The following is a 25,019-nucleotide window of genomic DNA, read 5'->3' as shown; positions in this document are numbered from 1 at the left end:
CGCGCGGCGCGGGAGGCCGTACCCCGGGTCGCGCGAACGCCCCCCGTGATCCACCGGACCACGGTGACGTTCGGACCCCGGAAAGGATTTGAGAGAGTGGGGGCATGAATGCGGACACGCGTACGGCTCATGTCGTCGTCATCGGAGGCGGGATCTCGGGTCTCGCGGCAGCGCTCCGGCTGACCGGCGGCGGGGCACGGGTGACGGTGCTGGAGGGCACCGGCCGGGTCGGCGGCAAGCTCCACACGGGCGAGATCGAAGGCGTACGGGTCGACCTCGGCGCCGAGTCGATGCTCGCCCGGCGCCCCGAGGCGGTCGCGCTCGCGCGTGAGGCCGGTCTGGGCGACGCGCTCCAGCCGCCCGCCACCAGCGGCGCCGCCCTCTGGAACAGGGGCGCGCTGACCCCGATGCCCACCGGCCACGTCATGGGCGTACCGGCCGACGCGGGCCGGCTCGGCGGTGTGCTCTCGGACGAGGGGCTGCGCCGGATCGGCCAGGACGCCGAACTGCCGCCCGCCGAGATCGGCGAGGACATCGCACTCGGCGAGTACGTGGCCGGCCGGATGGGCCGCGAGGTCGTCGACCGGCTCGTCGAGCCGCTGCTCGGCGGGGTCTACGCGGGCGACGTCTACCGCACCTCGATGCGCGCCGCGGTCCCCGCGCTCTACGAGGCCGCCCGCACCCACCCCACGCTCGGCGCCGCCGTGCGCTCGCTCCAGCAGCGCGTCACCCCCGCGTCGGGCCCGGTCTTCATGGGACTGGACGGGGGCATCGGCACCCTGCCGCCCGCCGTGGCCGACGCGGTCCGCGCCCGGGGCGGCGAAGTCCTGCTGCACCGGCCCGCGCTGGAGCTGCGGCGCACCGCGGACGGCTGGCTGATCCGCACCGGCGGGCAGGACGGTGGCCGCCCCATCGAGGCCGACGCCGTGGTGCTCGCCGTACCGGCCTGGGCGGCCTCCGCGCTGCTGGCCGACGAGGCGCCCGCCGCCTCCGCCGAGCTGGCCGCCGTCGAGTACGCCTCGATGTCGCTCGTCACCCTGGCCTTCCGCCGTACGGAGCTGAACCTCCCCGACGGCACGGGATTTCTCGTACCGCCCGTGGACGGCCACTCCATCAAGGCGTCCACCTTCTCCAGCCGCAAGTGGGCCTGGTCCGACGCCGACCCGGAGCTCGTCGTGCTGCGGACCTCGCTCGGCCGCTACGGCGACGAGGAGCATCTGCACCGCGAGGACGCCGACTTGGTGGATCTCTCGCTGCGCGACCTGGGCGAGGCCGTCGGGCTCACCGCGAAGCCGGTCGCCACCGAGGTGACCCGGTGGATCGGCGGACTGCCCCAGTACCCCGTCGGCCACCTCGCCCGGGTGGCCCGGGTACGGGACACGGTGGCCGCGCTGCCCGGCCTGCGGATCTGCGGCGCGGCCTACGACGGAGTGGGCATTCCGGCCTGTGTCGCCAGTGCCGAGCGGGCTGCGAAGGAGATCACAGCAACCCTGGCGTCGGGCACCACCGGCGGCGCGGGAGAATAGCGGCATGACTGATGCTCCGGAGACCGTGACGTCCCCCAAGGCCCCGAACGCGGGCAAGAAGGCCAAGGACCTCAACGAGGTCGTGCGCTACACGCTGTGGTCCGTCTTCAAGCTGCGCGACGTGCTCCCCGGCGACACCGACCGCACCGCGGTGGCCGGTGAGGTCCAGGAGCTGTTCGACCAGCTCGCCGCCAAGGACATCACCGTCCGCGGCACGTACGACGTCTCCGGGCTGCGCGCCGACGCCGACGTGATGATCTGGTGGCACGCGGAGACCTCGGACGAGCTCCAGACCGCGTACAACCTCTTCCGCCGCACCCGTCTCGGCCGCGCCCTCGACCCGGTCTGGTCGAACATGGCGCTGCACCGCCCCGCCGAGTTCAACAAGTCGCACATTCCGGCGTTCCTCGCCGACGAGACCCCCCGGGACTACGTCTCGGTGTATCCCTTCGTGCGCTCCTACGACTGGTACCTGCTGGCCGACGAGGACCGCCGCAGGATGCTCGCCGAGCACGGCAAGATGGCCCGTGGCTTCCCGGACGTGCGCGCCAACACGGTTGCGTCGTTCTCGCTCGGCGACTACGAGTGGCTGCTGGCCTTCGAGGCCGACGAGCTGTACCGCATCGTCGACCTGATGCGTCATCTGCGCGGCTCCGAGACGCGGATGCACGTACGCGAAGAGGTTCCCTTCTTCACCGGCCGGCGCAAGTCGGTGGCCGACCTGGTGGCCGGGCTCGCCTGAGGCGGACCCGGTCGTCCATGACCCGGAAGATCAGAGAGCGGGCCGCGGCCTCGGCAGCGTCCGCTTCTCCAGCGACACCGGGTCCGGCAGCGGGTGCGGCGCGCAGGTAGCGCGCCGCACCGGCGTCCGCCCCGTCAGCAGGTAGTCGTCCAGATACGCGTTGACGCACTTGTTGGGGCCGCCGGCGATGCCATGCGTACCCGCGCCCCGTTCAGTGATCAGTACCGACCCCCGCAGCCGCCGCTGGAGCTCCAGCGCACCCGGGTAGGGGGTGGCCGCGTCCCGCTCGGCGGCCAGGATCAGCGTCGGCGGCAGCGCACCGCCGGAGCTGCGGACATCGAGCGGCTGCTGCCGCGGTGCCGGCCAGTAGGCGCACGGCAGGTTCATCCAGACGTTGTCCCAGGTCTCGAAGGGCGCCCGGCGCGCCAGCGCGGTGTTGTCCGTGTCCCAGACGTGCCAGTCGGCAGGCCACTGCGCGTCGTTGCACTCGACGGCCGTGTAGACCGCCGTGCTGTTCTCGTCCGCCTTCGCCGCCGCCGGGTCCGGAGCGGCCAGCTTGATCAGCGGCTTCGGGTCCCCTTGCAGATACCGCGCGAGCGCACTGGCGGTGGCCGGCCAGACGTCGTCGTAGTAACCGGCCTGGAGGAAGGTGCTCTGCAGCTGCGCCGGGCCGACACCGCCCGCCGGCCGCTCCGCGAGCCGGGACCGCGCCGTCTCGTAGCCCGCCAGCACATCCGACGCGTCGCGCCCCAGGTGGTACGTCCTGTCGTGGAGCGCCACCCAGGTGCGGAAGTCGGTCCAGCGCCGCTCGAAGGCGAGTGACTGGTCGAGGTTGTCGCGGTACCAGATCTTGGCGGGGTCCGGGTCGACCGCCGAGTCGAAGACCATCCGGCGCACGTGCGAGGGGAAGAGCGTCGCGTAGACCGCACCGAAGTACGTGCCGTACGAGGCGCCCATGAAGGTCAGCTTCCGCTCGCCCAGCGCGGCCCGCAGCACATCCAGGTCCCGGGCGTTGTTCAGCGAGTTGTACTGCCCCAGGGCCGCACCCGCCCGGCGGGCGCAGCCCTGGGCGTAGGCCTTCGCCTGGGCGATCTTCTTCTGCTTGAACGCCTCCGACGGGTAGATCGGCGCCGTTTTCGAAGGCTTCGCGTAAGCGGCGGGGTCCTCGCACGAGAGCGGCGCCGAGCGGCCGACGCCGCGCGGCGCGTACCCCACCAGGTCGTACGCGGCGGCCAGCGGCTTCCACGCGGGGACCGCGGCCGCCATCGGGAAGTACATGCTGGAGGCGCCGGGGCCGCCCGGGTTGTAGATCAGTGCGCCCTGGCGGTCGGCGGGCTTGCCGGTGGCGTGCGCCCTGCTGACGGTCAGGGAGATCTGCGCGCCGTCCGGCCGGGCATAGTCGAGCGGGACCCGGACGCTGCCGCACCGCACGGACGCGGGCAGCGACTCGCTCGTCGGGCAGGTGCCGAAGGCGATACCCGCGGCGGCGGCCCGGGCGGCCGCGGTCAGGGTGCCCGCCGCCTCGGCCGCCCGGGTGCCCGGGGCCGTGGCTGTCCCGTCGCCCGGACCGCCGACGTCCGCGTACGTGCCGGCCGGGGCATCCGCGCTGCCCGGCGGCGCGGCGGCCAGGGCGGCCAGTCCGGACAGCACCAGAACACCGGCCGTTCCGTACAGCGCGACTGCCTTCATCGGGACCCCTTCGTCCAGCTGCTTCCTGCAGCTACTGAATAAAAGGGATAATTCGTCCGGCGGCTGACGTTGTAAAGGACCGTTCGGCGGTGTCGGTGTCAATGACCCCGCCGACCCGTGGCGGACGGGCCGGGAGTCACCGGTACGCGCGGCCGAACCGGGTCCGGGCCGCACGGGCGAACCTGGCCGCCCTGGTCGGCCGGCGCGGGGCCGACCGCTCCTGCCACCACAGGGCGAGCCGGCGCCGGGCCGCGGCGTCGGCGGGGAGCCCGGCGCGGAGCAGCTGTTCCGCGAAGTCGAGCGCGTCGCGCCGGTAACCACCGCTCATCGGGCGGGACTTGGCGTACGCCAGGAAAGCGGTCCGGTACCCGGCGCCGAGCAGGGCGGGCAGCTCGGGGGCCACCTGCGCCACGACATCGGCGCGCTTGGCGGCCAGCGCACGGCTCTGCACACCGAGCCGCCGGGTGTCGAAGCCCTCGGGCGAAGGGGTGCCCGCGACCAGGGCGGAGAGCAGCGCGGTCTCGGCGAGGGCGAGCCGCTGCCGGGGGCCGGTGGTGGATGCGGGGGCGGTCCCCCGGGCGGTGGTGGACTCTCCGACGGTGACCGTTTCTTCGACAGCCGCAGCCTCCCGGGCAGTGGCGGACTCTCCGACGGTCACAGCCCCCCTGACGGTCACAGCCCCCCTGGCAGTCACAGCCTCCCTGACGGTCACAGCCCCCCTGGCAGTCACAGCCTCCCGGGCTGCCAGGGTTTCCCGTATCGCGGACAGCTCACCGGCCAGCTCGGCCGCGGGCGGGAAGTCGTCGTCCCGCTCCAGCAGCACCCCCGGCGGGTCCACCCGGTCCCGCAGCTGTGCCAGCACGTCGAGGACCGGCGCGGTCACCGGGTGGGCATGGGTGTCGTGCCAGACGCCGTCCTTCTCCACACCGCCCGCGACATGGACGTACGCGATGGCCTCCACCGGGAGTTCGTCCAGGGCGGCCGCGGGGTCCTCGCCGCGGTTCACGTGGTTGGTGTGGAGGTTGGCCACGTCGATCAGCAGCCGTACGCCCGTGCGCTCCACCAGTTCCGCCAGGAACTGCCCCTCCGTCAGCTCCTCGTCGGGCCAGGAGATCAGCGCGGCGATGTTCTCCAGGGCGAGCGGGACCGGCAGGGCGTCCTGGGCGGCCCTGACGTTCTCGCACAGCACATGCAGCGCGTCCCAGGTGCGCGGGACCGGCAGCAGATGGCCGGCCTCCAGACCGGGGGACGCGGTGAGCGGGCCGCCGGCCCTGACGAAGGCGATGTGCTCCGTGACCAGCGGCGACTCCAGCAGGAGGGCCCGCTCGGCCAGCGCGGCGAGCCGGTCGGCAGCCGGGCGCTCGGCGCCGCCGACGCCCAGTGAGACACCGTGCGGAACCACCGTCACCCCGCGCTCGCGCAGCCGCAGCAGAGAGTCCGGGAGATGGCTGGGGCAGAGGTTCTCCGCGACCACCTCGACCCAGTCGATGCCCGGCAGCTCCTCCACCGCCGTGGCGATCTCCGGCCGCCATCCGATACCGGTGCCCAGCTTCTCGATGGTTCCCATGGTTCCCCCTCCGCCGCCGCAATCGCGGCGCGTGCGGGGGTGATGACCCCGCGGGGCCGCGGTGAATCCACCCGATGGGACGTTCAGAGCTTGATTTGAGGTTCCCGGCGGGCACGCCCCACACGAGCGTCGCGATCGCGTACCGGAGCCCGGTTCCCCGGCGGCCCGCCTACGGCCGTCGTCCCCGCGGGAGCGGGCAGAAGCGGCTGCCCCCTTCGACCGCGACGGTCTCCCCGGGCGCGATCTCGGTGAACCCCGCGTCATGCACGACCGGCAGCCCGCTCGCGGTCAGTTCGCCCCAGTGCCCAGGAGCCGCCGTCCGCACCGACAGCGGGAACCCGGCGGCCCGCCACGCGTCCCGCTCGGCGTCCGAAAGCTCCCACCAGGCGAGCTGTGCGCCATGGCCGGTCTGCGCCATCGACTTGCCTGCCGACATGTCCAGCTGAGGGTTGAGCCAGATGACCGGCGCGGTGCGGTCCGGCGCGGGCAGCAGCTCGGGATCGTCCAGGTCGGTGCCGCTGACCTGGAGCTTCGCCAGCTCCTTCGGCCAGCCGTCCAGCGGCACCGGAGGGAAGACCCGTACCTCGGCCGCGGACCCGGTGACGGTGATGCCCGGCAGCGCCGAAGCCTTCCGCCACTCGGCGCCGCGCGCCCGCCGTACGACCTTGCGGATCCGGGCGTCCTGCCAGTCCGCCATCGCCTGCGCCCACTCGCCGTCACCCAGCGAGCGTTCGTCCGACAGCATCACGAGCACCGCACGAGCTGCCGTCTCCAGCGCGTCCGTACGGGCCGGGGGTTCGGCCTTCTCGATGTGAACCACCAGCGGAAGGACGAACTGCGGGGCCTCGTCGCGTGCCGTCGGCTCCGCGCGGAAAGGGCTGTCGTTGCTGCTCACCCGCCCCAGTCTGCCAGTCGGGTGCCAGCGGATTTCCCGCGGATTCCCCCTGGATTCCCGGCGGTGCTCCACCGATTCTTGGCGGAGGGGAATCTTCCGGGTGAGGATGCCCCCATGAAGAGCGATCTTTTCCAGACCGAGTACATGGCGCAGCAGGCGACTGCCCCCGGCATGACCCTGCAGAACGCCAAGTCGATCAAGTACACCGTCAACGGTGACATGCTCGCGCGGCAGGGCGCGATGATCGCTTACCGGGGGAATCTCCAGTTCGAGCGCAAGGGCCAGGGCATAGGCGGAATGCTCAAGCGCGCCGTCACCGGCGAGGGGCTGCCGCTGATGTCCGTCACCGGGCAGGGCGAGGCCTGGTTCGCGCACGAGGCGGCGAACTGCTTCATCGTCGACGTGGAGCAGGGCGACGCGCTCACCATCAACGGCCGCAACGTCCTGTGCTTCGACTCCACGCTCTCGTACGAGATCAAGACCGTGAAGGGCTCCGGCATCGCGGGCGGCGGGCTCTTCAACAGCCTCTTCACCGGTTACGGCAAGCTCGGGCTGATCTGCGAGGGCAACCCCATCGTCATCCCGGTCACCCCGCAGCAGCCGGTCTACGTCGACACCGACGCCGTCGTCGGCTGGTCCGCCCACCTGCAGACCTCGCTGCACCGCTCGCAGTCGATCGGCTCCATGATCCGCGGCGGCTCCGGTGAGGCCGTCCAACTGATGCTCCAGGGCGAGGGATTCGTGATCGTACGGCCCAGCGAGGCCAAGCCCGAGAAACCGCAGCAGCACTGAGGCTCGAAGCGGTGGGCCGCCGGTACGGCCTCGGCGGCCCCTGGGTGCTGCGCGGGGTGGTCCTCGACCTGCCCGCACGCGCGCTGGTCCGGGTCGAAGGCCCCAACGGCAGCGGGAAATCCACCCTGCTCCGGCTGCTCGCCGGGATCGACACCCCGACGGCGGGCCGGATCACCGGCCGTCCCCGTACCGCGTACGTCCCCGAACGCTTCTCCGCCGCCCTGCCGTTCACCGCCACCGGCTACCTCGTCCACCTCGGCCGGATCCACGGCCTGCGGCGGGCGGACGCTGCGGCGCGCGCCGAGGAGTGGCTGACCCGCTTCGGGGCGGCGGGCCATGCCCGTACACCGCTCGGTGAACTGTCCAAGGGCACCGCTCAGAAGGTCGCGGTCGCCCAGGCGCTGCTGGCCGGGCCGGAGTTGCTGATCCTCGACGAGGCCTGGACCGGCCTGGACACCGCGGCCCGTGCGGAGCTCGACCGGGCGGTCGCCGAGCGGGTCGCGGCCGGTGCCACGGCTGTCTTCGTCGACCACGATCCGCAGCGTCTGGCGGACGCGGCCGACCTGCGACTACGGGTCGAGGGGACCTCGCTCGTCCAGGTCCCGGCGGTGCCGGGACAGTCGGCCGCGGCCCGGGGGAGCATGGTCCGGATCGAGGCCGGCGGGCCGCCGGGAGCGGTGGTACCCGCCGGGCTGCCGGGAAACCCGGTGCACGAAAGCCGGGCGGACACCACGGTGTTCACCGTCTCCGCCGCGTACTCCGACGCCCTGCTGCGCGCCCTGCTCGCGGCGGGCCCGCCCTGGCACATCCGCGCGGTCACCGCCGCCGGCTCCCTCGCGGAGCCGCTCACCGACGGGGAACGATGACCGCACTCCTCCGCTACCAGGCGGCTCTGCTGCTCCGCTCCCAGCGCTGGCTGGCGCCCGTCCTGCTGTACGGGATCTTCCTCGCGGTGGGCGCCGGGAGCGGCGATCCGGTGCTCGACTCGCTCGGTTACGCCGCCGCCGCGCTGCTGCCGGTCGCGGCCTGGCTGGTGCGGATCTGCGTCAACCAGGAACCGGCGGCCGCCCGCGACTGCGTCGCAGCCGCGACGAGCCCGCGCCGGGGCCATCTCGCCTCGCTGGGCGTCGCCGCGGGGTGCGCGGCCCTGCTCGGCTGCGCGGGCACCCTGGTGATCACGCTGATCAGCTCGCCGACCGACACCAGCCACCAGGTGGCCGTTCCACTGTTCCCGGCCGGGGTGGCCGGGCTGCTCGCCTCGTTCGTCTGCGCGCTGACCGGCGCCGCTGCGGGCGCGGTCCTCACCCGCCCGGTGCTGCACGGCAGGGGCTGGTCGGTCGCGGCCACCTCACTCGCCGCGCTCCTGCTGCTGGTCACCGGGGGCTCACCCGCCAGGTCGGCGGTGTACGGCCTGGTCTCCGGGTCGCGGACCGGCACTGTGCACACCCCGGTGCTGCCCCTGCTCTTCGCGGTGCTGGTCGCAGCCCTGGCGGCCACCGGCGCGAGCGCGCTCGCCGCACGACGGGGCTGAAGCAGGGGCCCGGCCGGACAGGGTCCGGCTGAGTGCGGCCGGCACCGCGAAGAGCAGGGGCCCGGCTGAGTACGCTCGTACGCATGGACGAGTCCTACTGCGAGACCCCTGCGGCACCCGCGCCCGCAACACCCGCATCCACACCATCCGCACCACCCGCGGACGAGACCGTGCCGGGCGGCCCTTCGTATGCCGAGTGCGTGCTGTGCCGCAAGCCGACCGAGTACCCGGAGTCGACGCGCGGTGCGACGCTCTGCCCCGTCTGCGAGTGGCAGGAAGCGGGCCGGACCGCCTGCTCCGGCTGAGCGCGGGCCGGCCGGGGTGCGCCCGGCCGGCGGGGCGGGCGGCTCAGCTCAGCTTGGCGGTGAGCGTGATCTTCGTACCCGTGAGGGCCTGGCTGACCGGGCAGTTGGCCTTGGCGTCCTCGGCCGCAGCGGTGAAGCCGTCCGCATCGATGCCGGGAACCTCGCCCTCCACGGTGAGGTGGATACCGGTGATGCCCTCGCCCGGCTGGAAGGTGACCTCCGCCTGCGTGGTCAGCCTGGCGGGCGGATTGCCCGCGCCGGTCAGGCCGTTCGAGAGGGCCATCGAGAAGCAGCTGGAGTGCGCGGCCGCGATGAGCTCCTCCGGGCTGGTCCTGCCGTTCGCCGTCTCGGCGCGGGAGGCCCAGGTGACCGGGTAGTCGCCGATGCCCGATGTGTCGAAGGTGACCGTGCCCGAGCCCTTGAAGAGCTCGCCCTCCCAGACCGTGTGAGCGACACGCGTGGTGGCCATGTTGATTCCCTTCAGGTGGCGGATCCGGTGGCGGATCTCCAACCTACTGGCCCACTAGCGGCTTCGCGTCGCGTGCCAGCGCCGTCAGCCGGGAGATCGCCCGGAAGTACTTCTTCCGGTATCCGCCGTTCAGCATCTCGTCACTGAAGAGCCGGTCGAAGGGGAGCCCGGAGGCGAGAACCGGGACCTCCCGGTCGTAGAGCCGGTCGGCGAGTACGACCAGACGCAGCGCCGTCGACTGGTCGCCCACCGGCTCCACACCCGTGAGGCAGACCGCGCTGATGCCCTCGGTCAGTGCGCCGTAGCGGCTCGGGTGGATCCGGGCGACATGGTCGAGGAGAGCGGGGAAGGGGTCGAGCGAGGCCCCGGCGGTCGCGTACGCCGCCTTGGTGACCTGCTCGTCGTCGTACGGGGCCGGGGCCTCGGGCAGACCCCGGTGGCGGTAGTCGTCGCCGTCGATCCGCAGCGGCCTGAAGTGGGCCGAGAGCCCCTGGATCTCCCGCAGGAAGTCGGCTGCCGCGAACCGGCCCTCACCGAGCTTGCCCGGCAGTGTGTTGGAGGTGGCGGCGAGCGCGACACCCGCCTCGACCAGCCTGCTGAGCAGCGAGGAGACGAGGACGGTGTCGCCCGGGTCGTCCAGTTCGAACTCGTCGATGCAGAGCAGCCGGTGGCCGCTCAGCGTCCGTACGGTCTGCTGGAAGCCCAGCGCGCCGACCAGGTTCGTCAGCTCGACGAAGGTGCCGAACGCCTTGTGCTCCGCCGGGGCGGGCGTCGCGTGCCAGAGGGAGGCGAGCAGATGGGTCTTGCCGACGCCGTAACCGCCGTCGAGATAGACACCGCGCGGCCCGGCGGGCGCGGCGGGCTTGCGGCCGCCGAACCAGCGCTTGCGGCCCGAGCCGCTGGCCGTCGCCCCGCCGAGTCCCGCGGCGAAGGCGCTGAGCACGGTCACCGCCTCGCTCTGGCTCGGCTGGTTCGGGTCCGGTACGTACGTATCGAAGCGGACCGAGTCGAAGCGCGGCGGCGGCACCATCTCGGCGACCAGACGGTCGGCGGGGACGCGCGGCTCGCGGGCGCAGAGGGACTGGGGGACCACTTCAGCTATGGGCGACGACACGACCCCAGGGTAATGGCCATGCCACACTGCCTGACATGCGACGCCTGCTCCCTGTGACCGACCAGACAGCTGCCGCTCCCGGAACGGAGCAGCCCGGCGGGGCCGCTCGTGAGTGGAGCCTGGACGAGCTTGCCGAGGCCTACGCGTATCCGGTGGACGCCGGACAGGACCGTGGGTGGCTGCGCGCCAACATGGTCTCCTCGCTGGACGGCGCCGCCCAGCACGAGGGGCGCTCCCAGCCGATCTCGACCGAGACGGACATGCGGATCTTCGGCACGCTGCGCGCGCTCGCCGATGTGGTGGTGGTCGGCGCGGAAACGGTACGTCTGGAGGGGTACCGCCCGGCGCGGGCGCGGGCGGCTTTCGCCGAGCGGCGCGAGGCGGCCGGGCAGGCCCCCGCGCCCGCCATCGCGGTGGTCAGCGCGAGTCTGGAGCTGGACTTCTCGCTCCCGCTGTTCACCGCTCCGCTCGTGCCGACCCTGGTGGTCACCGGCGCCGGGGCCCCGTCGGACCGGCTGGAAGCGGCCCGGCAGGCCGGTGCGCGGGTCGTGATCGCGGGGGACGCGAGCGTGGTCGACCCGGCCAGGGCCGTGCGGGAGCTGGCCGCTCTCGGCTTCCGGCGGCTGCTGACCGAGGGCGGGCCGCGGATGCTCGGTCAGTTCGTGTCGGCCGGGGTGCTGGACGAGCTGTGCCTGACGCTCTCGCCGATGCTCACATCGGGTGACGCCCAGCGCATCGTGGGTGGTCCGGGGCTCGCGGTGCCCGACCGGTTCGCCCTGGCATCGCTGCTGGAAGAGGCCGGGTTCCTTTTTGCCCGATACCTTCGGATCTGACAATCTGCGGAATCTACCGTTCCGCTTTCTGTTCATTGGGCAGACTTAGATCGCAGACCCCGTGCGGGCACGGGGAAGGATGGTTTCAGCAGAAGGGCCCTCAGTTGTTCACGAGCGTATTGATGATCGAGAAACCACTGACGTCCGAGGACGTGGAGTTCGTGACCACGCTGCACGGGGACGAACCCGTCTCCTTCATCGTGCTCATGCAGCCACGCGGTGACCAGGCGGACTTCCTGCTCCGGGCGATCGACGACGTGGCCCTGGGCGAGCTCGACGAGGCGGGACGCGAGACCGAGGTGCCGGAAGGGCAGGAGGCGCGGGTCCCGGCGGAGTCGGCGCTCCTGCAGTCGCTGGAGGCGCTGCGGGCCACCGGCTGCAAGGCGACCGGGCGGGTCGTCGAGGAGCATCCGCTCGATCTGCTGCAGTCCGTGGTCGCGGAGCAGTCGGCCGATGAGGTGATCGTGCTGACCGCGCCGCACTACGTGGAGGAGTTCTTCCACCGGGACTGGGCCTCGCGAGCCCGTCACAAGGTGGGCGTACCGGTGCTCAAACTCTTCGCGCACAGCGAATAGGCTGGGGCCTTCCATTACGCACGTACAGCTTGGGGAGACACCCGTATGGCACCCGGTAGCCCGACCGCCATGGACCGACCGCACTTCATCGGCATCGGCGGCGCCGGGATGTCGGGCATCGCGAAGATCCTCGCCCAGCGCGGCGCCCGGGTGGCGGGCAGCGACGCCCGTGACTCGCCGGCCGCCGAGGCGCTGCGCGGGCTGGGTGTGACGGTGCACGTGGGCCACGCGGCCGGGCATCTGGCGGAGGACGCGACCTGTGTCGTCGTGTCCAGCGCCATCCGCGAGGACAACCCGGAGCTGGTCCGCGCCGCGGAGCTGTCCATCCCGGTGGTGCACCGCTCGGACGCGCTCGCCTCGCTGATGACGGGGCTGCGCTCCATCGCGGTGGCTGGCACGCACGGCAAGACGACGACCACCTCGATGCTCGCGGTGGCCCTGACCGAGCTGGCACTCGACCCGGCGTACGCGATCGGCGGCGACCTCGCGGGGCCCGGCACGAACGCCCGGCACGGCGCGGGCGACATCTTCGTCGCGGAGGCCGACGAGAGCGACCGCAGCTTCCAGAAGTACGACCCCGAGGTCGCCGTCGTCCTCAATGTCGAGCTGGACCACCACGCCAACTACGCCTCGATGGACGAGATCTACGACTCCTTCGAGACCTTCGTGGGCAAGATCGTCCCCGGCGGCACCCTGGTGATCAACGCCGACCAGCCGGGTGCGGTCGAACTGACCGCCCGGGTCCGCGACCTCTCCACCCTGAAGGTCGTCACCTACGGGGCGTCCGAAACCGCCGACGTCCGCGTCCACAAGGTCACCCCGCGCGGTCTGACCAGCGAGGTCACGGTCCTGCTCAACGGGAAGTTCCTGACCTTCACGGTCTCCGTCCCCGGCCGTCACTACGCCCACAACGCGGTCGCCGCTCTGGCGGCCGGTGTCGCCCTCGGTATCCCGGCGCACAACCTGGCGTCCGCGCTCGGCAAGTACACCGGGGTCAAACGCCGCCTCCAGCTCAAGGGCGAGGCGGCGGGGGTCCAGGTCGTCGACTCGTACGCCCACCACCCCACCGAGATGACCGCCGACCTCGAAGCCATGCGCGGCGCGGTCGGTGACGCGCGGATCCTCGTGGTCTTCCAGCCCCACCTGTTCTCCCGTACCCAGGAACTGGGCATCGAGATGGGCCAGGCGCTCCGTCTCGCGGACGCCTCGGTGGTCCTGGACATCTACCCGGCCCGCGAGGACCCGATCCCGGGCATCACCAGCGAGCTGATCATCGACGCCGCCCGCGCGGCAGGCGCCGACGTCACGGCCGTCCATGACAAGGAGCAGGTCCCCGCGACCGTCGCGGGAATGGCGAAGCCCGGTGATCTCGTTCTCACCATGGGAGCGGGCGACGTCACCGACCTCGGCCCGCGGATCCTGGACCACCTGTCGAGCTGAGGGAGCCCCATGCCGTACGACATCGAGAAGCCGGACGAGCAGTGGCGGGCGGAGCTGTCCGAAGCGGAGTACGCCGTGCTGCGCAAGGCCGGCACCGAACCCGCCTTCGTCGGCGAGTACACGGACACGAAGACGACCGGTGTCTACTCGTGCCGGGCCTGTGACGCCGAGCTCTTCCGCTCGGACACCAAGTTCGAATCGCACTGCGGCTGGCCGTCCTTCTACGACCCGAAGGACACGGACGCGGTCGAACTGATCGAGGACCGCTCGCACGGGATGCGCCGGATCGAGGTGCGCTGCGCGAAGTGCGGCTCACACCTCGGGCACGTCTTCGAGGGGGAGGGCTATCCGACCCCGACCGACCAGCGGTACTGCATCAACTCCATCTCGCTGCGGCTGACACCGGACGCGGGCTGAGAGTTACCGGGCAGGGGCCCGCGGCCGTCGGCGCCGCGGGCCGGGCCCCTGCCCGTGTCCGTCCCCTCCCGGCCGGGACCGCGGAAGCGGCCCCCGAGGTGGCCGGCCGGGGGCCCGGGCACGGAGAATCACCGGTATGAGCCCCACGGAGACCCCGACCGCCTCCGCGACGCCCGCTCCCGGGCTGCGCGAGCGCAAGAAGCTGAAGACCCGGCAGACCATCCGGCGGGAGGCGTACCGCCTCTTCGCCGAGCAGGGGTACGCGGCGACGACGGTCGACCGGATCGCCGAGGCGGCCGAGGTCTCGCCCAGCACCTTCTTCCGGTACTTCCCCACCAAGGAGGACGTGGTCCTCGTCGACGAGTACACCCCGGTGCTCGCCGAGGCGCTGAAGTCCCGGCCGGCCGGCGAACCGGTCGTGGACGCCCTCCGGCACGCGTTCACCGGCTCGCTGGCCCAACTCCTGGGCGCCGACCGGGAAGAGCTGCTGTTCAGGACCCGGCTCGCCTTCGCCGTCCCGGCCATCAGGGTGCGTGCGGCGGAGGAACAGCTGCGCAGCCAGGACGCCGTCGCCGCGCTGATCGTGGAGCGAACGGGCCGCGAACCGGGCGACCTTGAGGTGCACTGCGCCGCCGCGGCGATCACCGCTGTCTTCTCGGCGGTCGTCCGGTACTGGACGGAGGGCGGCGGCGCCGAGGACCTCGCCGAGCTTTTCGACCGCCAACTGTCCCTGCTCTCCGATGGTTTGAGGATCTGACCGTGCGGATGACACAGCCGGGGGGCACCCCCGGGCCCGGTCTGAGGACCGGCAGGTTCGGGCCGTCCGCACCGGGCGCGGAGGAGTCGCGGACCGGTCCGGTCGTGCTCGTCGAGTCCTACGGCGACCCCGCGGAGACAGCCCCGCTGCTCCCCGGGGAAGAACAGCTGGTGGCGCGCGCGGTGCCCTCCCGCAGGGCCGAGTTCGCGACGGCGCGGGCCTGCGCCCGCGCGGCGCTGGCCCAGCTGGGTGTGGCGCCCGCCGCCATCCTGCGCGGTGCGCGGGGCGAGCCGCTGTGGCCCGCCGGGATCGTCGGCGCCATGACGCACTGCGCCGGGTACCGTGCGGCCGCCGTGGCCCGCGCGGCCGACGTGGTCTCGCTGGGCATGGACGCCGAACCGCACCTCCCGATGCCGGGGGAGGGGGAGTTGCGGCTGGTCACGGTGGCCGAGGAGCGTCGGCATCTGCTGGAGCTGGCCGCCCGGCGCCCGGAGGTCTGCTGGGACCGGCTGCTCTTCAGCGCAAAGGAGAGTGTGTACAAGGCCTGGTACCCGATCACCGGCCGGTGGCTCGGTTTCGAGGATGCCGTGATCACCCCGGACCCGGACGCGGGCACGTTCACCGCACGGTTGCTCGTGCCCGGCCCCGTGGTCGCCGGGAAGGCGCTCGCCGGGTTCGACGGAACGTGGACGATTCAGGACGGACTGATCCGTACCGCGGTCGCCGTCGGCCACTGATGCCGACGCCCGCGCGTACTCCGGTTCTCTGAAGCGACAGTTCTCGGACACCCCGCCCGCGCGTGTACTCCGTTCCTCCGCAGCCCAGTTGGGGCGGGGGCCGCTGAGGCGACCCCGCGCCCCCGCCGCCGTGCAGGTCAGAGACCGTTCCGTGCTCGAAGAGTGCGTGAAACGTGCTCGTAACTGCGCTGTCAAAGGTTTTTCCGAGCAGCTCTTGTCATTTCCGGCCATGACAGTGCAGGATCAGTGCATCTTGCAGGCCAGAACACCAGATTCCGCTTTTGGACGGGGTTCGGCAGGTCTGCGTCCCCCTGACCACCCTCTACGCGGAGGTGACTGTGTCGGCCGCTGCGCCCACTTCGCCCCGTCCGGACACATCTCAGTCGGAAGCCCCTGACGACAAGCCGTCTTCCCCGGTCGCAACCCCGGCCGGGCGCCCTCGCGGGCGGACGTCGTTCCGTCAGCGGTTCCGGCGTGACCGCATGCTTCTGCTGCTGTGTGTGCCGGGCGTCCTGTACTTCGCGGTGTTCTTCTATCTGCCGCTGGCCGGCAACGTCGTCGCGTTCCAGGACTACCAGCCGTTCCTCGGCTTCAAGTCGAGCCCGTTCGTCGGCTTCCAGAACTTCACCGCACTGCTCGCCCAGCCGGAGTTCTGGTCCGCCGTGCGGAACACGCTGGAGATCACCGTCCTCCAGCTGATCCTCTACTTCCCGGCCCCCATCGCCCTGGCGCTGCTGCTCAACTCCCTGGTCGGGGAGAAGGTCAGGCGGCTCGTCCAGACCGTCGTGTACCTCCCGCACTTCCTGTCCTGGGTCGTGGTCGTGGCGATGTTCCAGCAGGTGTTCGGCGGTACCGGCACGGTCACCAGCCTGCTGCAGAACCACGGCCTCGCGGTCGGCAACATCATGAGCAACCCGGACACCTTCAAGGTGCTCGTCACCTCGGAGATGATCTGGAAGGACTGCGGCTACGGCGCGATCATCTTCCTCGCCGCGATGGCCTCCATCGACATGACGCAGTACGAGTCGGCCGCGATGGACGGCGCGGGCACCTGGCGGCGCATGTGGCACGTCACCCTGCCCGGGATCCGGCCGGTGATCATCATGATGCTGATCCTGCGCCTCGGCGACATTCTCTCGGTCGGTTTCGAGCAGATGCTGCTCCAGCGCGACGCGGTGGGACCCGATGCGTCAGAAGTGCTCGACACCTACGTCTACTACCACGGTGTGATCGACGGGGACTGGGGCATGAGCACGGCCGCAGGGCTGATGAAGGGCGTGATCGGCCTCGGGCTGATCATCGCGGCGAACAAGCTGGCGCACCGCTTCGGTGAGCAGGGGGTCTACCGATGACCACGTCAGTCGCTCCGAAGCGAGAGAACTACCTGGCCCGGCTGCGGTCCGGCGGGCAGCGGCCACCGTGGATGGAACGCCCCAGCTGGTTCGGCCAGGGCGCGAAGGCGCTCGCGCTCGCCCTGATCGTGGTCATGGTGACGTACCCGTTCCTGCTGGCGCTCGGCACCAGCCTGGCCGGCCAGAAGGAGCTGGAGGCGCGCGGCGGTTACGTCCTCATCCCGCACCACCCGACGTTCCAGGCGTACAACGTGCTGCTCCAGGGCGGTGTGGTGACCCGGGCGACGCTGGTGAGCATCGGGATCACCCTGATCGGCACCGCGCTCAGCCTGCTCTGCACGGTCACACTGGCCTACGGCCTCTCCCGGCCCGGAATGCTGATGGGCAAGCCCATCCTGCTCATCGTGCTCGGCACCTTCCTCTTCGCGCCGGGCATCATCCCCACGTATCTCGTGGTGCAGCAGCTCGGTCTGCTCGACAGCTATGCGTCGCTGATCCTGCCGGTCCTGCTCAATGTGTTCAACGTGATCGTGGTGCGGGCGTTCTTCCAGGGAATTCCCACCGAGCTGTACGAGGCCGCCCGCCTCGACGGCGCGGGTGAACTGGCCATTCTCTGCCGCATCGTGCTGCCGCTGTCCAAGGCCGTCATCGCGGTGGCGGGTCTCTTCTACGCGGTCAGTTACTGGAACAGCTTCTTCAACGCGCTGCTGTTCATGAACGACTCGGGGAAATACCCGCTCCAGGTCATCCTTCGCTCGTATGTCGTCCAGGGCGAGACGATCAACGCCCACGCACTCGGCGTGAATGTGCTGCCGCCCTCGATCTCGCTCCAGATGGCCGTGCTGATCATCGCGCTCGTGCCGATCCTGCTGGTCTATCCCTTCCTGCAGAAGCACTTCGCCAAGGGTGTCCTCACGGGCGCCGTCAAGGGCTGACCCCTCTCACCGATCCTGCCTTTCCAGGAGAATCATGTCTTCTCAGCACGTCAACAGGCGTACGTTCCTCGGCGCAGCGGGCGTCATCGGACTCGCCGCCACCGGAATGTCGACGCTCACCGGGTGTTCCACCGGGACCGCCGCCGCGGGCAAGGGCGCCGAAGCGTTCAACAAGGTCAAACTCCCGACGTACGTGCCCGCCAAGGTCGCGGCGCCGGACCTCGCGGGCAGCGCCGAAGGCCTGGACGCCGCCTACCTCCGCTACCCGAAGAACCTCGTCAAGTCGGTCGCCGCGCCGCCCGGTGACGGCTCCCCGATCACCGCGCTGACCGAGACCTTCACGACGCCGGCCCCCGCGATGGGGAAGAACGCGTACTGGAAGGAGCTCAACAAGCGCCTGGGCTCCGAATTCAGGATGAACATCGTCGTCGAGACCACCGACGACAGCTACTCGTCCAAATTCAATGCGGCGATAGCGGGCGGCGAGATCCCCGATCTCGTATGGATTCCCCCGAACCAGGGGCTGCGCAGGATCCCCGAGCTGCTGGACGCGAAGTTCCAGGACCTCACAGCGCACCTCTCGGGCGACGCGGTCAAGAAGTACCCGAACCTCGCCAACCTCCCGGAATTCGCCTGGAAGACGGCCGTCATCAACGGCAAGATCTTCGGCATCCCGGTGGCGTACGGCCGCATGGGCCAGGTCTATGTCACCAATGAGGACTTCTGGAAGCCGGTCGGCGGTGCCACGTTCACCAGCGCCGAGGACTTCCTCGCCAAGGGCAAGGAACTGCTGGACGCCAAACGCCACAAGTACGTTCTGGAGCCCGCTTATGTGAACCATGTCGGCATGTACGCCCAGTGGTTCGGCGCGCCGTCTGCCTGGTCCCTGAGGAACGGCAAGCTGACCCACCAGTTCGAGACCGATGAATTCCGTGAGGCGCTGGAATTCGGCGTCAAGGTGAGCAAGGCCGGGCTGTTCTGGCCGGACCCGAACCTCACCACGACCCGCGAGAAGATGGCGCAGGGCTCCCTCGGTGCGTACGTCCAGTCCTTCCCCTCCTTCCTGGTGGACGTCAAGACGTACAACTTCCCCTTCGGGATGATCCTTCCGTTCGCGGCGAAGGCCGGGGTGACCCCGCACTTCTACTACGGTCTGGGCTCGGTCGGCTTCACCGCGATCAACAAGAAGGCCGACAAGAAGCGTCTGGACATGCTCCTCAAGGTCCTCGACTACCTCGCTGCCCCGTTCGGCACCGAGGAGCGGCTGTTCCTCGACAACGGGATCGAGGGAACGCACTTCCACCGCACCGCGAAGGGCGACGTCGAGCTGACGGACAAGGGCAACGCGGAAGCTGTGACGACGGGTATGCCGGTCTCCTTCCTGGCCAACGCGCCCGAGTACCTCTACCTGCCGGGCCAGGCCGATCTGACGCGCCGGATCCACGACTGGCAGAAGAAGCTCATCGCCATGGCCGTGATCAACCCGACGGTCGGCCACTACTCGGACACGAACGCCAGCCAGGGTGCCTCCCTGACGATGGCCGTCAATGACGGCATCAAGGACATCGTCGCCGGACGCAAGCCGATCTCGGCGTACGACGGCCTGGTGCGCACCTGGCGCTCCGGCGGCGGTGACAAGATCCGCGCCGAGTTCGAGAAGTCCATCGCGCTGACCACCAAGTGACCGGCCGTACCGCCACCGCATCCGCACAACTGCGTTCAAGGAGCACCATGCAAGACCTCCGTATCGGTGTGGTCGGCCTCGGTTTGCGGGCCAATCTGGCCGATGCCGCCCACCGTCCCGGCGCCGGGTCCGTCGTGGCCGCCGTCGCCGACACCGACCCCGCCGTGCGGGCCAAGGTGGCGGACCGGTTCGCCGGGGCGGTCGCCGTGGACGACTACCGCAAGCTGCTCGACGGCAACCTCGTTGACGACATTGATGCCGTCATCGTGGCCACCCCCGACGACACCCATGAGGCCGTCGCCTGCGACATCCTGCGTGCGGGCAAGCCGGTGTACGTGGAGAAGCCGCTCGGCATCACCGTCGAGCAGTGCGACACCATCCTGCGCACCGCCCACGAGACCGGCACCCGGCTCTACGTCGGCCACAACATGCGCCACATGGGTGTGGTCCGGCTGATGCGCGACATCATCGCGCGCGGCGACATCGGTGAGCCGAAGACCGTGTGGGTGCGGCACTTCGTCTCGTACGGCGGCGACTACTACTTCAAGGACTGGCACGCCGACCGCACCCGCACCACCGGGCTGCTGCTCCAGAAGGCCGCCCACGACATCGACGTGGTGCACTGGCTGGCCAACGGCTACACCTCACGCGTCAACGCCATGGGCGACCTGATGATGTACGGGGACCTGCCGCGCCGCGAGCCGGGCACGCCGAGGCCCGACGGCTGGCTGCGGGAGTTCGACTGGCCGCCGGCCACCCGCAAGGACCTCCACCACGTGGTGGACGTCGAGGACGTGTCCGTCATGAACATGCGGCTGGACAACGGCGTGATCGCCGCCTACCAGCAGTGCCACTTCAGCCCCGACTACTTCCGTAACTACACGGTCATCGGGACCGAGGGCCGGCTGGAGAACTTCGGCGACCGGCCGGGCGACGAGGTCAAGGTCTGGAACACCGGTCCGACCGGCTACCGTGCCGACGCCGACGTGGTCTACAAGGTGCCGGATTCGAAGGGCTCGCACGGCGGTTCGGACGAGCGGATCATCGGTGAGTTCTGCCGCTTCGCCAGGGACGGCGGAGTGACCGACACCTCGCCGGTCGCCGCCCGGATGAGTGTGGCCGCCGGAGTGATGGCCACACAGTCGTTGCGGGCCGGCGGGACGCCGTACGACGTGCCGCCGCTCGACCCGGAACTGATCGCCTACTTCGAGTCGGGCCAGCAGCGGGGCGCGCAGGACGCGGCCCCGGCGCTCACACCGCGATGACCTCGACACCGGCATCGGTGAAGAGAGCGGTCATCTCCTCACTGATGCCGGTGTCCGTGACCAGGGTGTCCACCTGGTCGGTGGTGCAGATCCTGGCGAAGGCGCGGGTCCCGAGCTTGGTGGAGTCCGCTGCGACGACCACCCGCTCGGCGCGCTCGCACAGCAGCCGGTTGATGCCCGCCTCGTCCTCGTGGTGCGCGGCGGCGCCATGGACGACATCGAAGCCGTTCACCCCGAGCACGGCGGTGTCCATGGTGATCTGGCCGAGTACGCCGTCGGCGAGGGGGCCCGTCAGCTCGTACGACTGGGGGCGGGCCACCCCGCCGGTCACCACGATCTTGAACTGGGGCCTGATCGCCAGCTCGTTGGCGATGTTCAGCGCGTTGGTCACGACCGTGAGCGCCGGGGTGCCGGACGCCAGGTCGGGCCGGACGGCGAGGGCGCGGGCCACCTCCGTGGTGGTGGTGCCGCCGGTCAGGCCGACCGCCTCGCCCGCGGTGATCAGCTCGGCCACGGCCTGCGCGATGCGCTGCTTCTCGGAGGCGCGCCGGGCCGTCTTGTAGCGCAGCGGGAGTTCGTAGCTGACACCGTGGACCACGGCGCCGCCACGGGTGCGCACCAGCATCTGCTGCTGGGCGAGTTGGTCGAAATCGCGCCTGATGGTGGCGGCCGAGACGTCGAGCGCGAGAGCCGCCGCTTCGACATCGAGGCGGCCCTGCTCGACGAGCAGTTCCAGGAGTGCCTTCCAACGCGCGTCGCGGGACTGGGACATCTCTCGCACTCTCCTCTTCGGTGGAACGCTGTGACCTTAACCCAGAAACGTCTACGTGCTTGATTGTGCTTGAAACAACGCAGTATCTTGCAGAAACAATCATTACCTTGAGGGGTGGATCAGCATGAGCCATGTCCAGAACGAGCTGGCCAGTCAGCCCGAGTGCTGGGAGCGCGCAGCGGCGCTGGCCGGGAGCCAGGCGGCGGCGCTGCCGGCCGCCGGGGAGCGCGTCGCGATCGTCGGCTGCGGTACCTCGTGGTTCATGGCGCAGGCCGTGGCCGCGCTGCGGGAAGGGGCGGGCCAGGGCGAGACCGACGCCTTCGCCGCGTCCGAGTTCCCCTTCAGCCGCAGCTACGACCGGGTGATCGCGCTCAGCCGCTCGGGCACCACGACCGAGGTGCTCGAACTCCTCGGCAAGGTACGCGGACAGGCCCGGACGACCGCCGTCACCGGTGACCCCAAGACGCCGGTCATGGAGGCCGCGGACGACATCGTCGTCCTCGACTTCGCCGACGAGCAGTCCGTCGTCCAGACCCGGTTCGCCACCACCGCGCTCACCCTGTTCCGCGCCCACCTCGGCCTGCACACGGACGCCGTCGTGGCCGACGGGCGGACCGCGCTCACCGAGCCGCTGCCCGAAGGGCTCGTCGACTGCTCGCAGTTCACCTTCCTCGGCCGCGGCTGGAGCAACGGCCTGGCGCAGGAGGCCGCGCTGAAGATGCGGGAGGCGTCGCTCTCCTGGACCGAGGCGTACCCGGCCATGGAGTACCGCCACGGTCCGATCAGTATCACCACCGAGGGCACCGCCACCTGGATGTTCGGCGAGACCCCCGAGGGCCTGGAGGAGCAGGTCCGCGCCACCGGCGGGATGTGGGTGGCGGGCGGTCTCGACCCGCTCGCCGAGCTGGTACGGGCGCAGCGCCTCGCCGTCGCCATCGCGGCCGCGCGCGGCCTCGACCCGGACTCGCCGCGCCACCTCACCCGCTCCGTCATCCTCGACGAGGGCTGAGCGATGGCCCTCGCCGAGAGCGGAGCGCTGGTCGCGGGCGCGGCGGCGCAGCGCGGCGCGGTGGCCGCGTTCAACATCATCACGCTGGAGCACGCGGAGGCCGTGATAGCCGGGGCCGAGGCCGCGGGCGCCCCGGTCATCCTCCAGATCAGCGAGAACGCGGTGAAGTACCGGCAGGGCCAGGTGCTTCCACTGGCCCGCGCCGCCGCCGAACTGGCCCGGGCGGCTGCCGTACCGGTTGCCCTCCACCTCGACCATGTGAAGAGCGACGCCCTGCTGCGGCAGGCCGCCGACGCCGGGTTCAGCTCGGTGATGTACGACGCCGCGCACCTTCCGTACGCGGAGAACCTCGCCGCGACCCGGTCCGCGGCCGACTGGGCGCACGCCCATGGGCTGTGGATCGAGGCCGAGTTGGGCGAGGTCGGCGGCAAGGACGGGGCGGCGCCGCTGGACGCGCACGCACCCGGTGCGCGGACCCGCCCGGAGGAGGCCGCAGCCTTTGTGGCCGAGTCCGGCGTGGACGCGCTCGCCGTCGCGATCGGCAGCTCGCACGCGATGACCTCGCGCACCGCGGTCCTCGACCACGAACTGCTCGGCAGGCTGCGGGAGGCTGTCGGTGTGCCGCTGGTGCTGCACGGCTCATCGGGGGTGCCGGACACCGAACTGTCGGCGGCCGTCACCGGCGGTATCGCCAAGGTCAACATCGGTACGGCGCTCAACATCGCCATGACCGCGGCGATCCGTGAGGTGCTGACGGCCCAGCCCGATGCGGTCGACTCACGGAAGTACCTCAAGGCCGGGCGGCAGGCCATGGCGGACACCGTCACCGGTCTTGTCAAGCTGGTCGGCGCCACCGCCTGACGAGGCGGCAGCGGGCCGGTGGCGGTGCCGGAACGGGGGCACCCTGAGCCGGGCGCGGCATCGCGGACACGGCTTGCGCCGGCGGCAGGTACGGAAGCGTGCCTGCCGCCGATGTCCGGACTGCCGATGTCCGGTCCGCCGAACCCCGGACAGCTGAACCCTGGTCCGCTGAACCCCGGACAGCTGAACCCCGGTCCGTCGAACCCCGGACCACTGAACGGCGCCGCGACCGGCTGGGCTGGCGCACGGTGCTACTTGAGCCGGGCCACGGCCCACTTCGTCTCCTGGGCCAGCATGCCGAGGCTCCGCTGGGCTGACTTGCCCATTCCGGCGTGCAGTTCCCTGGCGACGGCCAGCGACTCCAGGGCGATCGGCGCGAGCCCCGCCCCGGCGGCCGCCCGGGCGAGCTCGAAGTGCTCGGCGGCGACCATCCGTCCCAGGCCCAGCCGCCGCCACCGAAGCTCGGAACCGTCCGTGTCGAGGATCTCCGGGACCGGCCGCAGAGTCCGCCAGGCCGCCGGCAGATCACCGGTGCGCCGCTGGAGCTCGGCGAGCCTGCGGCACGCCACCCCCCGGTCGCGCGGCTCGTCCACCAGAGCGGCGTGCCCGGACTGGGCGCGCGCCGCCTGGCCGAGGTCGCCGAGCGCCTCCAGCTCGACGCTCAGCACCCGCAGCAGATCGGCCTGTTCAGCCGTGGCGGCCTCTTCGGCGGAGTCCAGGATGCGCAGCAGCGCCGCCCGTGCGAGCTCGGTGCGGCCCTGCCGCCTGGCCAGCCGTATCCAGGTCAGCTCCGGCTCCCGTGCGGGGTCCTCACCCAGGTACGAGCCGTCGAGCCCGCGCGCCCACTCCACGACGGCCCCGGGCTGCTCGGGCACCTCCGGCAGGCCCCACCGGACGGCCTGCGGCGCGGCGTGGGCGGCGCGCAGCAGTGGCAGATCCTCCGCGCTGCCGTGCAGCGCGACCAGTACTGCGGCGAGCCGCAGCTCCTCGCTCGTCCCCGCATCAGCGGTCTCGGCCGCCAGCAGACGCCGCAGCAGCGGCAGATCGTGGTCCTGCCGGTCGAACTGCGCCGCACGCAGCACCGTGGCGCGCCGCGCCTTGTCGCCGGCCACTTCGGTCCACTGCGCCGTGTTGTCGCGCAGTCGTGCCAGATCCGCCAGACCGGGACTCAGTACGGTCTCGCGCAAGGGCGTGCGCGGATGCGGATCGAGCCGTGCACGGGCCCGGCCGCCGGCCGTGTCGAGCAGCAGATGGTCCGGCTCGGTACGGAGCAGGGCCGTGTGCAGCCGGGCGAACAGCTCGGCGGGGGAGTGGACGGGCAGTCCCAGTGCCCCGCGCAGTGCGGCCCGCCGGGCGTCGAGATCCGGCTGCGACTCCCGTATCGCCTCCTCCGACGCGGTCACCGCGGCCGGCAGTCCCGCCTCGGCCCCGGCGGGGGACAGGTGCAGCAGACCGAGCCACCCGGGCAGCCCGATCGCCATCTCCAGCGCCTCGTCGGCGCTCGCGGCGACGAGCCCGGCCGCGCCGTCGCCCGAGGCGTACAGCACGGCGCCTCCGCCACACACGAAGAACGTGCCACCCGTCCCGTCCCCGGCCACCGCCTCCAGCGGGGCGCCCGACGCCAGCCGGACCGCCGCGCCGTGTGCGGCCCCGGCCACGTCGAAACCGAAGGGGTACGCGGCCACTTCGGCCAGCTCCGGCCGGTCCACGAGGAGAGCGATGGCACGTCCGTAAAACGTCATACGGGAAACG

General features: G+C 71.3%; 25 protein-coding genes. 18 read left to right on the top strand and 7 right to left on the bottom strand.

The window, feature by feature from the left end:
• The first annotated feature begins 104 nt into the window (after window positions 1-104).
• Both hemG and hemQ read left to right on the top strand, forming a co-directional pair.
• Window positions 105-1,526 carry a protoporphyrinogen oxidase gene (hemG, locus tag OG385_RS04020; RefSeq protein WP_266851885.1) on the top strand — a complete coding sequence of 474 codons (1,422 nt, stop codon included), beginning with the start codon at window positions 105-107 and terminating at the stop codon, window positions 1,524-1,526.
• 4 nt (window positions 1,527-1,530) lie between these two features.
• On the top strand, window positions 1,531-2,268 hold the full coding sequence (gene hemQ, locus OG385_RS04015; RefSeq protein ID WP_266851883.1) for a hydrogen peroxide-dependent heme synthase: 738 nt from the start codon (window positions 1,531-1,533) through the stop codon (window positions 2,266-2,268).
• A 30-nt stretch (window positions 2,269-2,298) separates the two neighbouring features.
• Here hemQ and OG385_RS04010 read toward each other — a convergent pair whose 3' ends face one another.
• The 3 genes from OG385_RS04010 to OG385_RS04000 all read right to left on the bottom strand — a co-directional run bounded on the left by OG385_RS04010 (window position 2,299) and on the right by OG385_RS04000 (window position 6,419).
• Window positions 2,299-3,957, bottom strand: a complete 1,659-nt coding sequence (locus OG385_RS04010) for an alpha/beta hydrolase (protein ID WP_266851882.1) — start codon at window positions 3,955-3,957, stop codon at window positions 2,299-2,301.
• A 136-nt stretch (window positions 3,958-4,093) separates the two neighbouring features.
• Window positions 4,094-5,524, bottom strand: a complete 1,431-nt coding sequence (locus OG385_RS04005) for a DUF692 domain-containing protein (RefSeq protein WP_266851880.1) — start codon at window positions 5,522-5,524, stop codon at window positions 4,094-4,096.
• Window positions 5,525-5,693: 169 nt separating this feature from the next.
• Complete coding sequence (locus OG385_RS04000; RefSeq protein WP_266851878.1) at window positions 5,694-6,419, bottom strand: peptidyl-tRNA hydrolase; 726 nt, start codon at window positions 6,417-6,419, stop codon at window positions 5,694-5,696.
• Window positions 6,420-6,533: 114 nt separating this feature from the next.
• Here OG385_RS04000 and OG385_RS03995 point away from each other — a divergent pair, with 114 nt between their 5' ends.
• The 4 genes from OG385_RS03995 to OG385_RS03980 all read left to right on the top strand — a co-directional run bounded on the left by OG385_RS03995 (window position 6,534) and on the right by OG385_RS03980 (window position 9,047).
• The gene (locus OG385_RS03995; protein ID WP_266851876.1) at window positions 6,534-7,211 is read left to right on the top strand and encodes an AIM24 family protein; all 678 of its coding nucleotides are present in this window, start codon (window positions 6,534-6,536) and stop codon (window positions 7,209-7,211) included.
• A complete protein-coding gene (locus tag OG385_RS03990) occupies window positions 7,208-8,077 on the top strand; it encodes an ATP-binding cassette domain-containing protein (protein ID WP_266860618.1) in 870 nt (289 codons plus the stop codon). The genes OG385_RS03995 and OG385_RS03990 overlap by 4 nt, the downstream gene beginning before the upstream one ends.
• Window positions 8,074-8,742 carry an ABC transporter gene (locus OG385_RS03985; protein ID WP_266851874.1) on the top strand — a complete coding sequence of 223 codons (669 nt, stop codon included), beginning with the start codon at window positions 8,074-8,076 and terminating at the stop codon, window positions 8,740-8,742. The genes OG385_RS03990 and OG385_RS03985 overlap by 4 nt, the downstream gene beginning before the upstream one ends.
• 83 nt (window positions 8,743-8,825) lie before the next feature.
• Complete coding sequence (locus OG385_RS03980; RefSeq protein ID WP_266851872.1) at window positions 8,826-9,047, top strand: hypothetical protein; 222 nt, start codon at window positions 8,826-8,828, stop codon at window positions 9,045-9,047.
• Between the two features lie 43 nt (window positions 9,048-9,090).
• Here the strand turns inward: OG385_RS03980 and OG385_RS03975 are convergent, their stop codons facing one another.
• The gene (locus OG385_RS03975) at window positions 9,091-9,516 is read right to left on the bottom strand and encodes an OsmC family protein (protein WP_266851870.1); all 426 of its coding nucleotides are present in this window, start codon (window positions 9,514-9,516) and stop codon (window positions 9,091-9,093) included.
• A gap of 43 nt (window positions 9,517-9,559) precedes the next feature.
• Window positions 9,560-10,657 carry a cell division protein ZapE gene (gene zapE / locus OG385_RS03970; RefSeq protein WP_266851869.1) on the bottom strand — a complete coding sequence of 366 codons (1,098 nt, stop codon included), beginning with the start codon at window positions 10,655-10,657 and terminating at the stop codon, window positions 9,560-9,562.
• 8 nt (window positions 10,658-10,665) lie between these two features.
• Here zapE and OG385_RS03965 point away from each other — a divergent pair, with 8 nt between their 5' ends.
• The 10 genes from OG385_RS03965 to OG385_RS03920 all read left to right on the top strand — a co-directional run bounded on the left by OG385_RS03965 (window position 10,666) and on the right by OG385_RS03920 (window position 20,625).
• Entirely contained in the window at window positions 10,666-11,463 is a 798-nt protein-coding gene (locus tag OG385_RS03965) for a pyrimidine reductase family protein (protein WP_266851867.1), read from the top strand.
• A 104-nt stretch (window positions 11,464-11,567) separates the two neighbouring features.
• Entirely contained in the window at window positions 11,568-12,038 is a 471-nt protein-coding gene (locus OG385_RS03960; RefSeq protein ID WP_266851865.1) for an indole-3-glycerol phosphate synthase, read from the top strand.
• 45 nt (window positions 12,039-12,083) lie between these two features.
• On the top strand, window positions 12,084-13,478 hold the full coding sequence (murC, locus tag OG385_RS03955; protein ID WP_266851864.1) for a UDP-N-acetylmuramate--L-alanine ligase: 1,395 nt from the start codon (window positions 12,084-12,086) through the stop codon (window positions 13,476-13,478).
• A gap of 9 nt (window positions 13,479-13,487) precedes the next feature.
• A complete protein-coding gene (gene msrB, locus OG385_RS03950; RefSeq protein WP_266851863.1) occupies window positions 13,488-13,895 on the top strand; it encodes a peptide-methionine (R)-S-oxide reductase MsrB in 408 nt (135 codons plus the stop codon).
• Between the two features lie 136 nt (window positions 13,896-14,031).
• Window positions 14,032-14,652 carry a TetR family transcriptional regulator gene (locus OG385_RS03945; RefSeq protein WP_266851861.1) on the top strand — a complete coding sequence of 207 codons (621 nt, stop codon included), beginning with the start codon at window positions 14,032-14,034 and terminating at the stop codon, window positions 14,650-14,652.
• 8 nt (window positions 14,653-14,660) lie between these two features.
• On the top strand, window positions 14,661-15,389 hold the full coding sequence (locus tag OG385_RS03940; protein WP_266851859.1) for a 4'-phosphopantetheinyl transferase: 729 nt from the start codon (window positions 14,661-14,663) through the stop codon (window positions 15,387-15,389).
• 338 nt (window positions 15,390-15,727) lie between these two features.
• Window positions 15,728-16,741 carry a sugar ABC transporter permease gene (locus OG385_RS03935; protein WP_266860616.1) on the top strand — a complete coding sequence of 338 codons (1,014 nt, stop codon included), beginning with the start codon at window positions 15,728-15,730 and terminating at the stop codon, window positions 16,739-16,741.
• 71 nt (window positions 16,742-16,812) lie between these two features.
• Entirely contained in the window at window positions 16,813-17,676 is an 864-nt protein-coding gene (locus tag OG385_RS03930) for a carbohydrate ABC transporter permease (RefSeq protein ID WP_266860614.1), read from the top strand.
• 34 nt (window positions 17,677-17,710) lie between these two features.
• The gene (locus OG385_RS03925) at window positions 17,711-19,360 is read left to right on the top strand and encodes an extracellular solute-binding protein (RefSeq protein ID WP_266851857.1); all 1,650 of its coding nucleotides are present in this window, start codon (window positions 17,711-17,713) and stop codon (window positions 19,358-19,360) included.
• A gap of 47 nt (window positions 19,361-19,407) precedes the next feature.
• Complete coding sequence (locus OG385_RS03920) at window positions 19,408-20,625, top strand: Gfo/Idh/MocA family protein (RefSeq protein WP_266851856.1); 1,218 nt, start codon at window positions 19,408-19,410, stop codon at window positions 20,623-20,625.
• On the opposite strand, the gene OG385_RS03915 is transcribed toward OG385_RS03920, so the two are convergent.
• Window positions 20,612-21,397 carry a DeoR/GlpR family DNA-binding transcription regulator gene (locus OG385_RS03915; protein ID WP_266851854.1) on the bottom strand — a complete coding sequence of 262 codons (786 nt, stop codon included), beginning with the start codon at window positions 21,395-21,397 and terminating at the stop codon, window positions 20,612-20,614. The genes OG385_RS03920 and OG385_RS03915 overlap by 14 nt on opposite strands.
• A 124-nt stretch (window positions 21,398-21,521) precedes the next feature.
• Here OG385_RS03915 and OG385_RS03910 point away from each other — a divergent pair, with 124 nt between their 5' ends.
• Both OG385_RS03910 and OG385_RS03905 read left to right on the top strand, forming a co-directional pair.
• Window positions 21,522-22,406 carry an SIS domain-containing protein gene (locus OG385_RS03910; RefSeq protein ID WP_266851852.1) on the top strand — a complete coding sequence of 295 codons (885 nt, stop codon included), beginning with the start codon at window positions 21,522-21,524 and terminating at the stop codon, window positions 22,404-22,406.
• A gap of 3 nt (window positions 22,407-22,409) precedes the next feature.
• Window positions 22,410-23,267: a class II fructose-bisphosphate aldolase gene (locus tag OG385_RS03905; RefSeq protein ID WP_266851850.1), complete on the top strand. Its 858-nt coding sequence runs from the start codon at window positions 22,410-22,412 to the stop codon at window positions 23,265-23,267.
• A gap of 251 nt (window positions 23,268-23,518) precedes the next feature.
• On the opposite strand, the gene OG385_RS03900 is transcribed toward OG385_RS03905, so the two are convergent.
• Window positions 23,519-25,009: a hypothetical protein gene (locus tag OG385_RS03900; protein WP_266851848.1), complete on the bottom strand. Its 1,491-nt coding sequence runs from the start codon at window positions 25,007-25,009 to the stop codon at window positions 23,519-23,521.
• Between the last annotated feature and the right edge of the window lie 10 nt (window positions 25,010-25,019).

It is taken from the genome of Streptomyces sp. NBC_01306 (genome assembly GCF_026340465.1).
Lineage (GTDB): Bacteria > Actinomycetota > Actinomycetes > Streptomycetales > Streptomycetaceae > Streptomyces.
The sequence above is the reverse complement of the archived record's forward strand: the minus strand, read 5'-3'. Positions and strand labels throughout refer to the sequence as shown.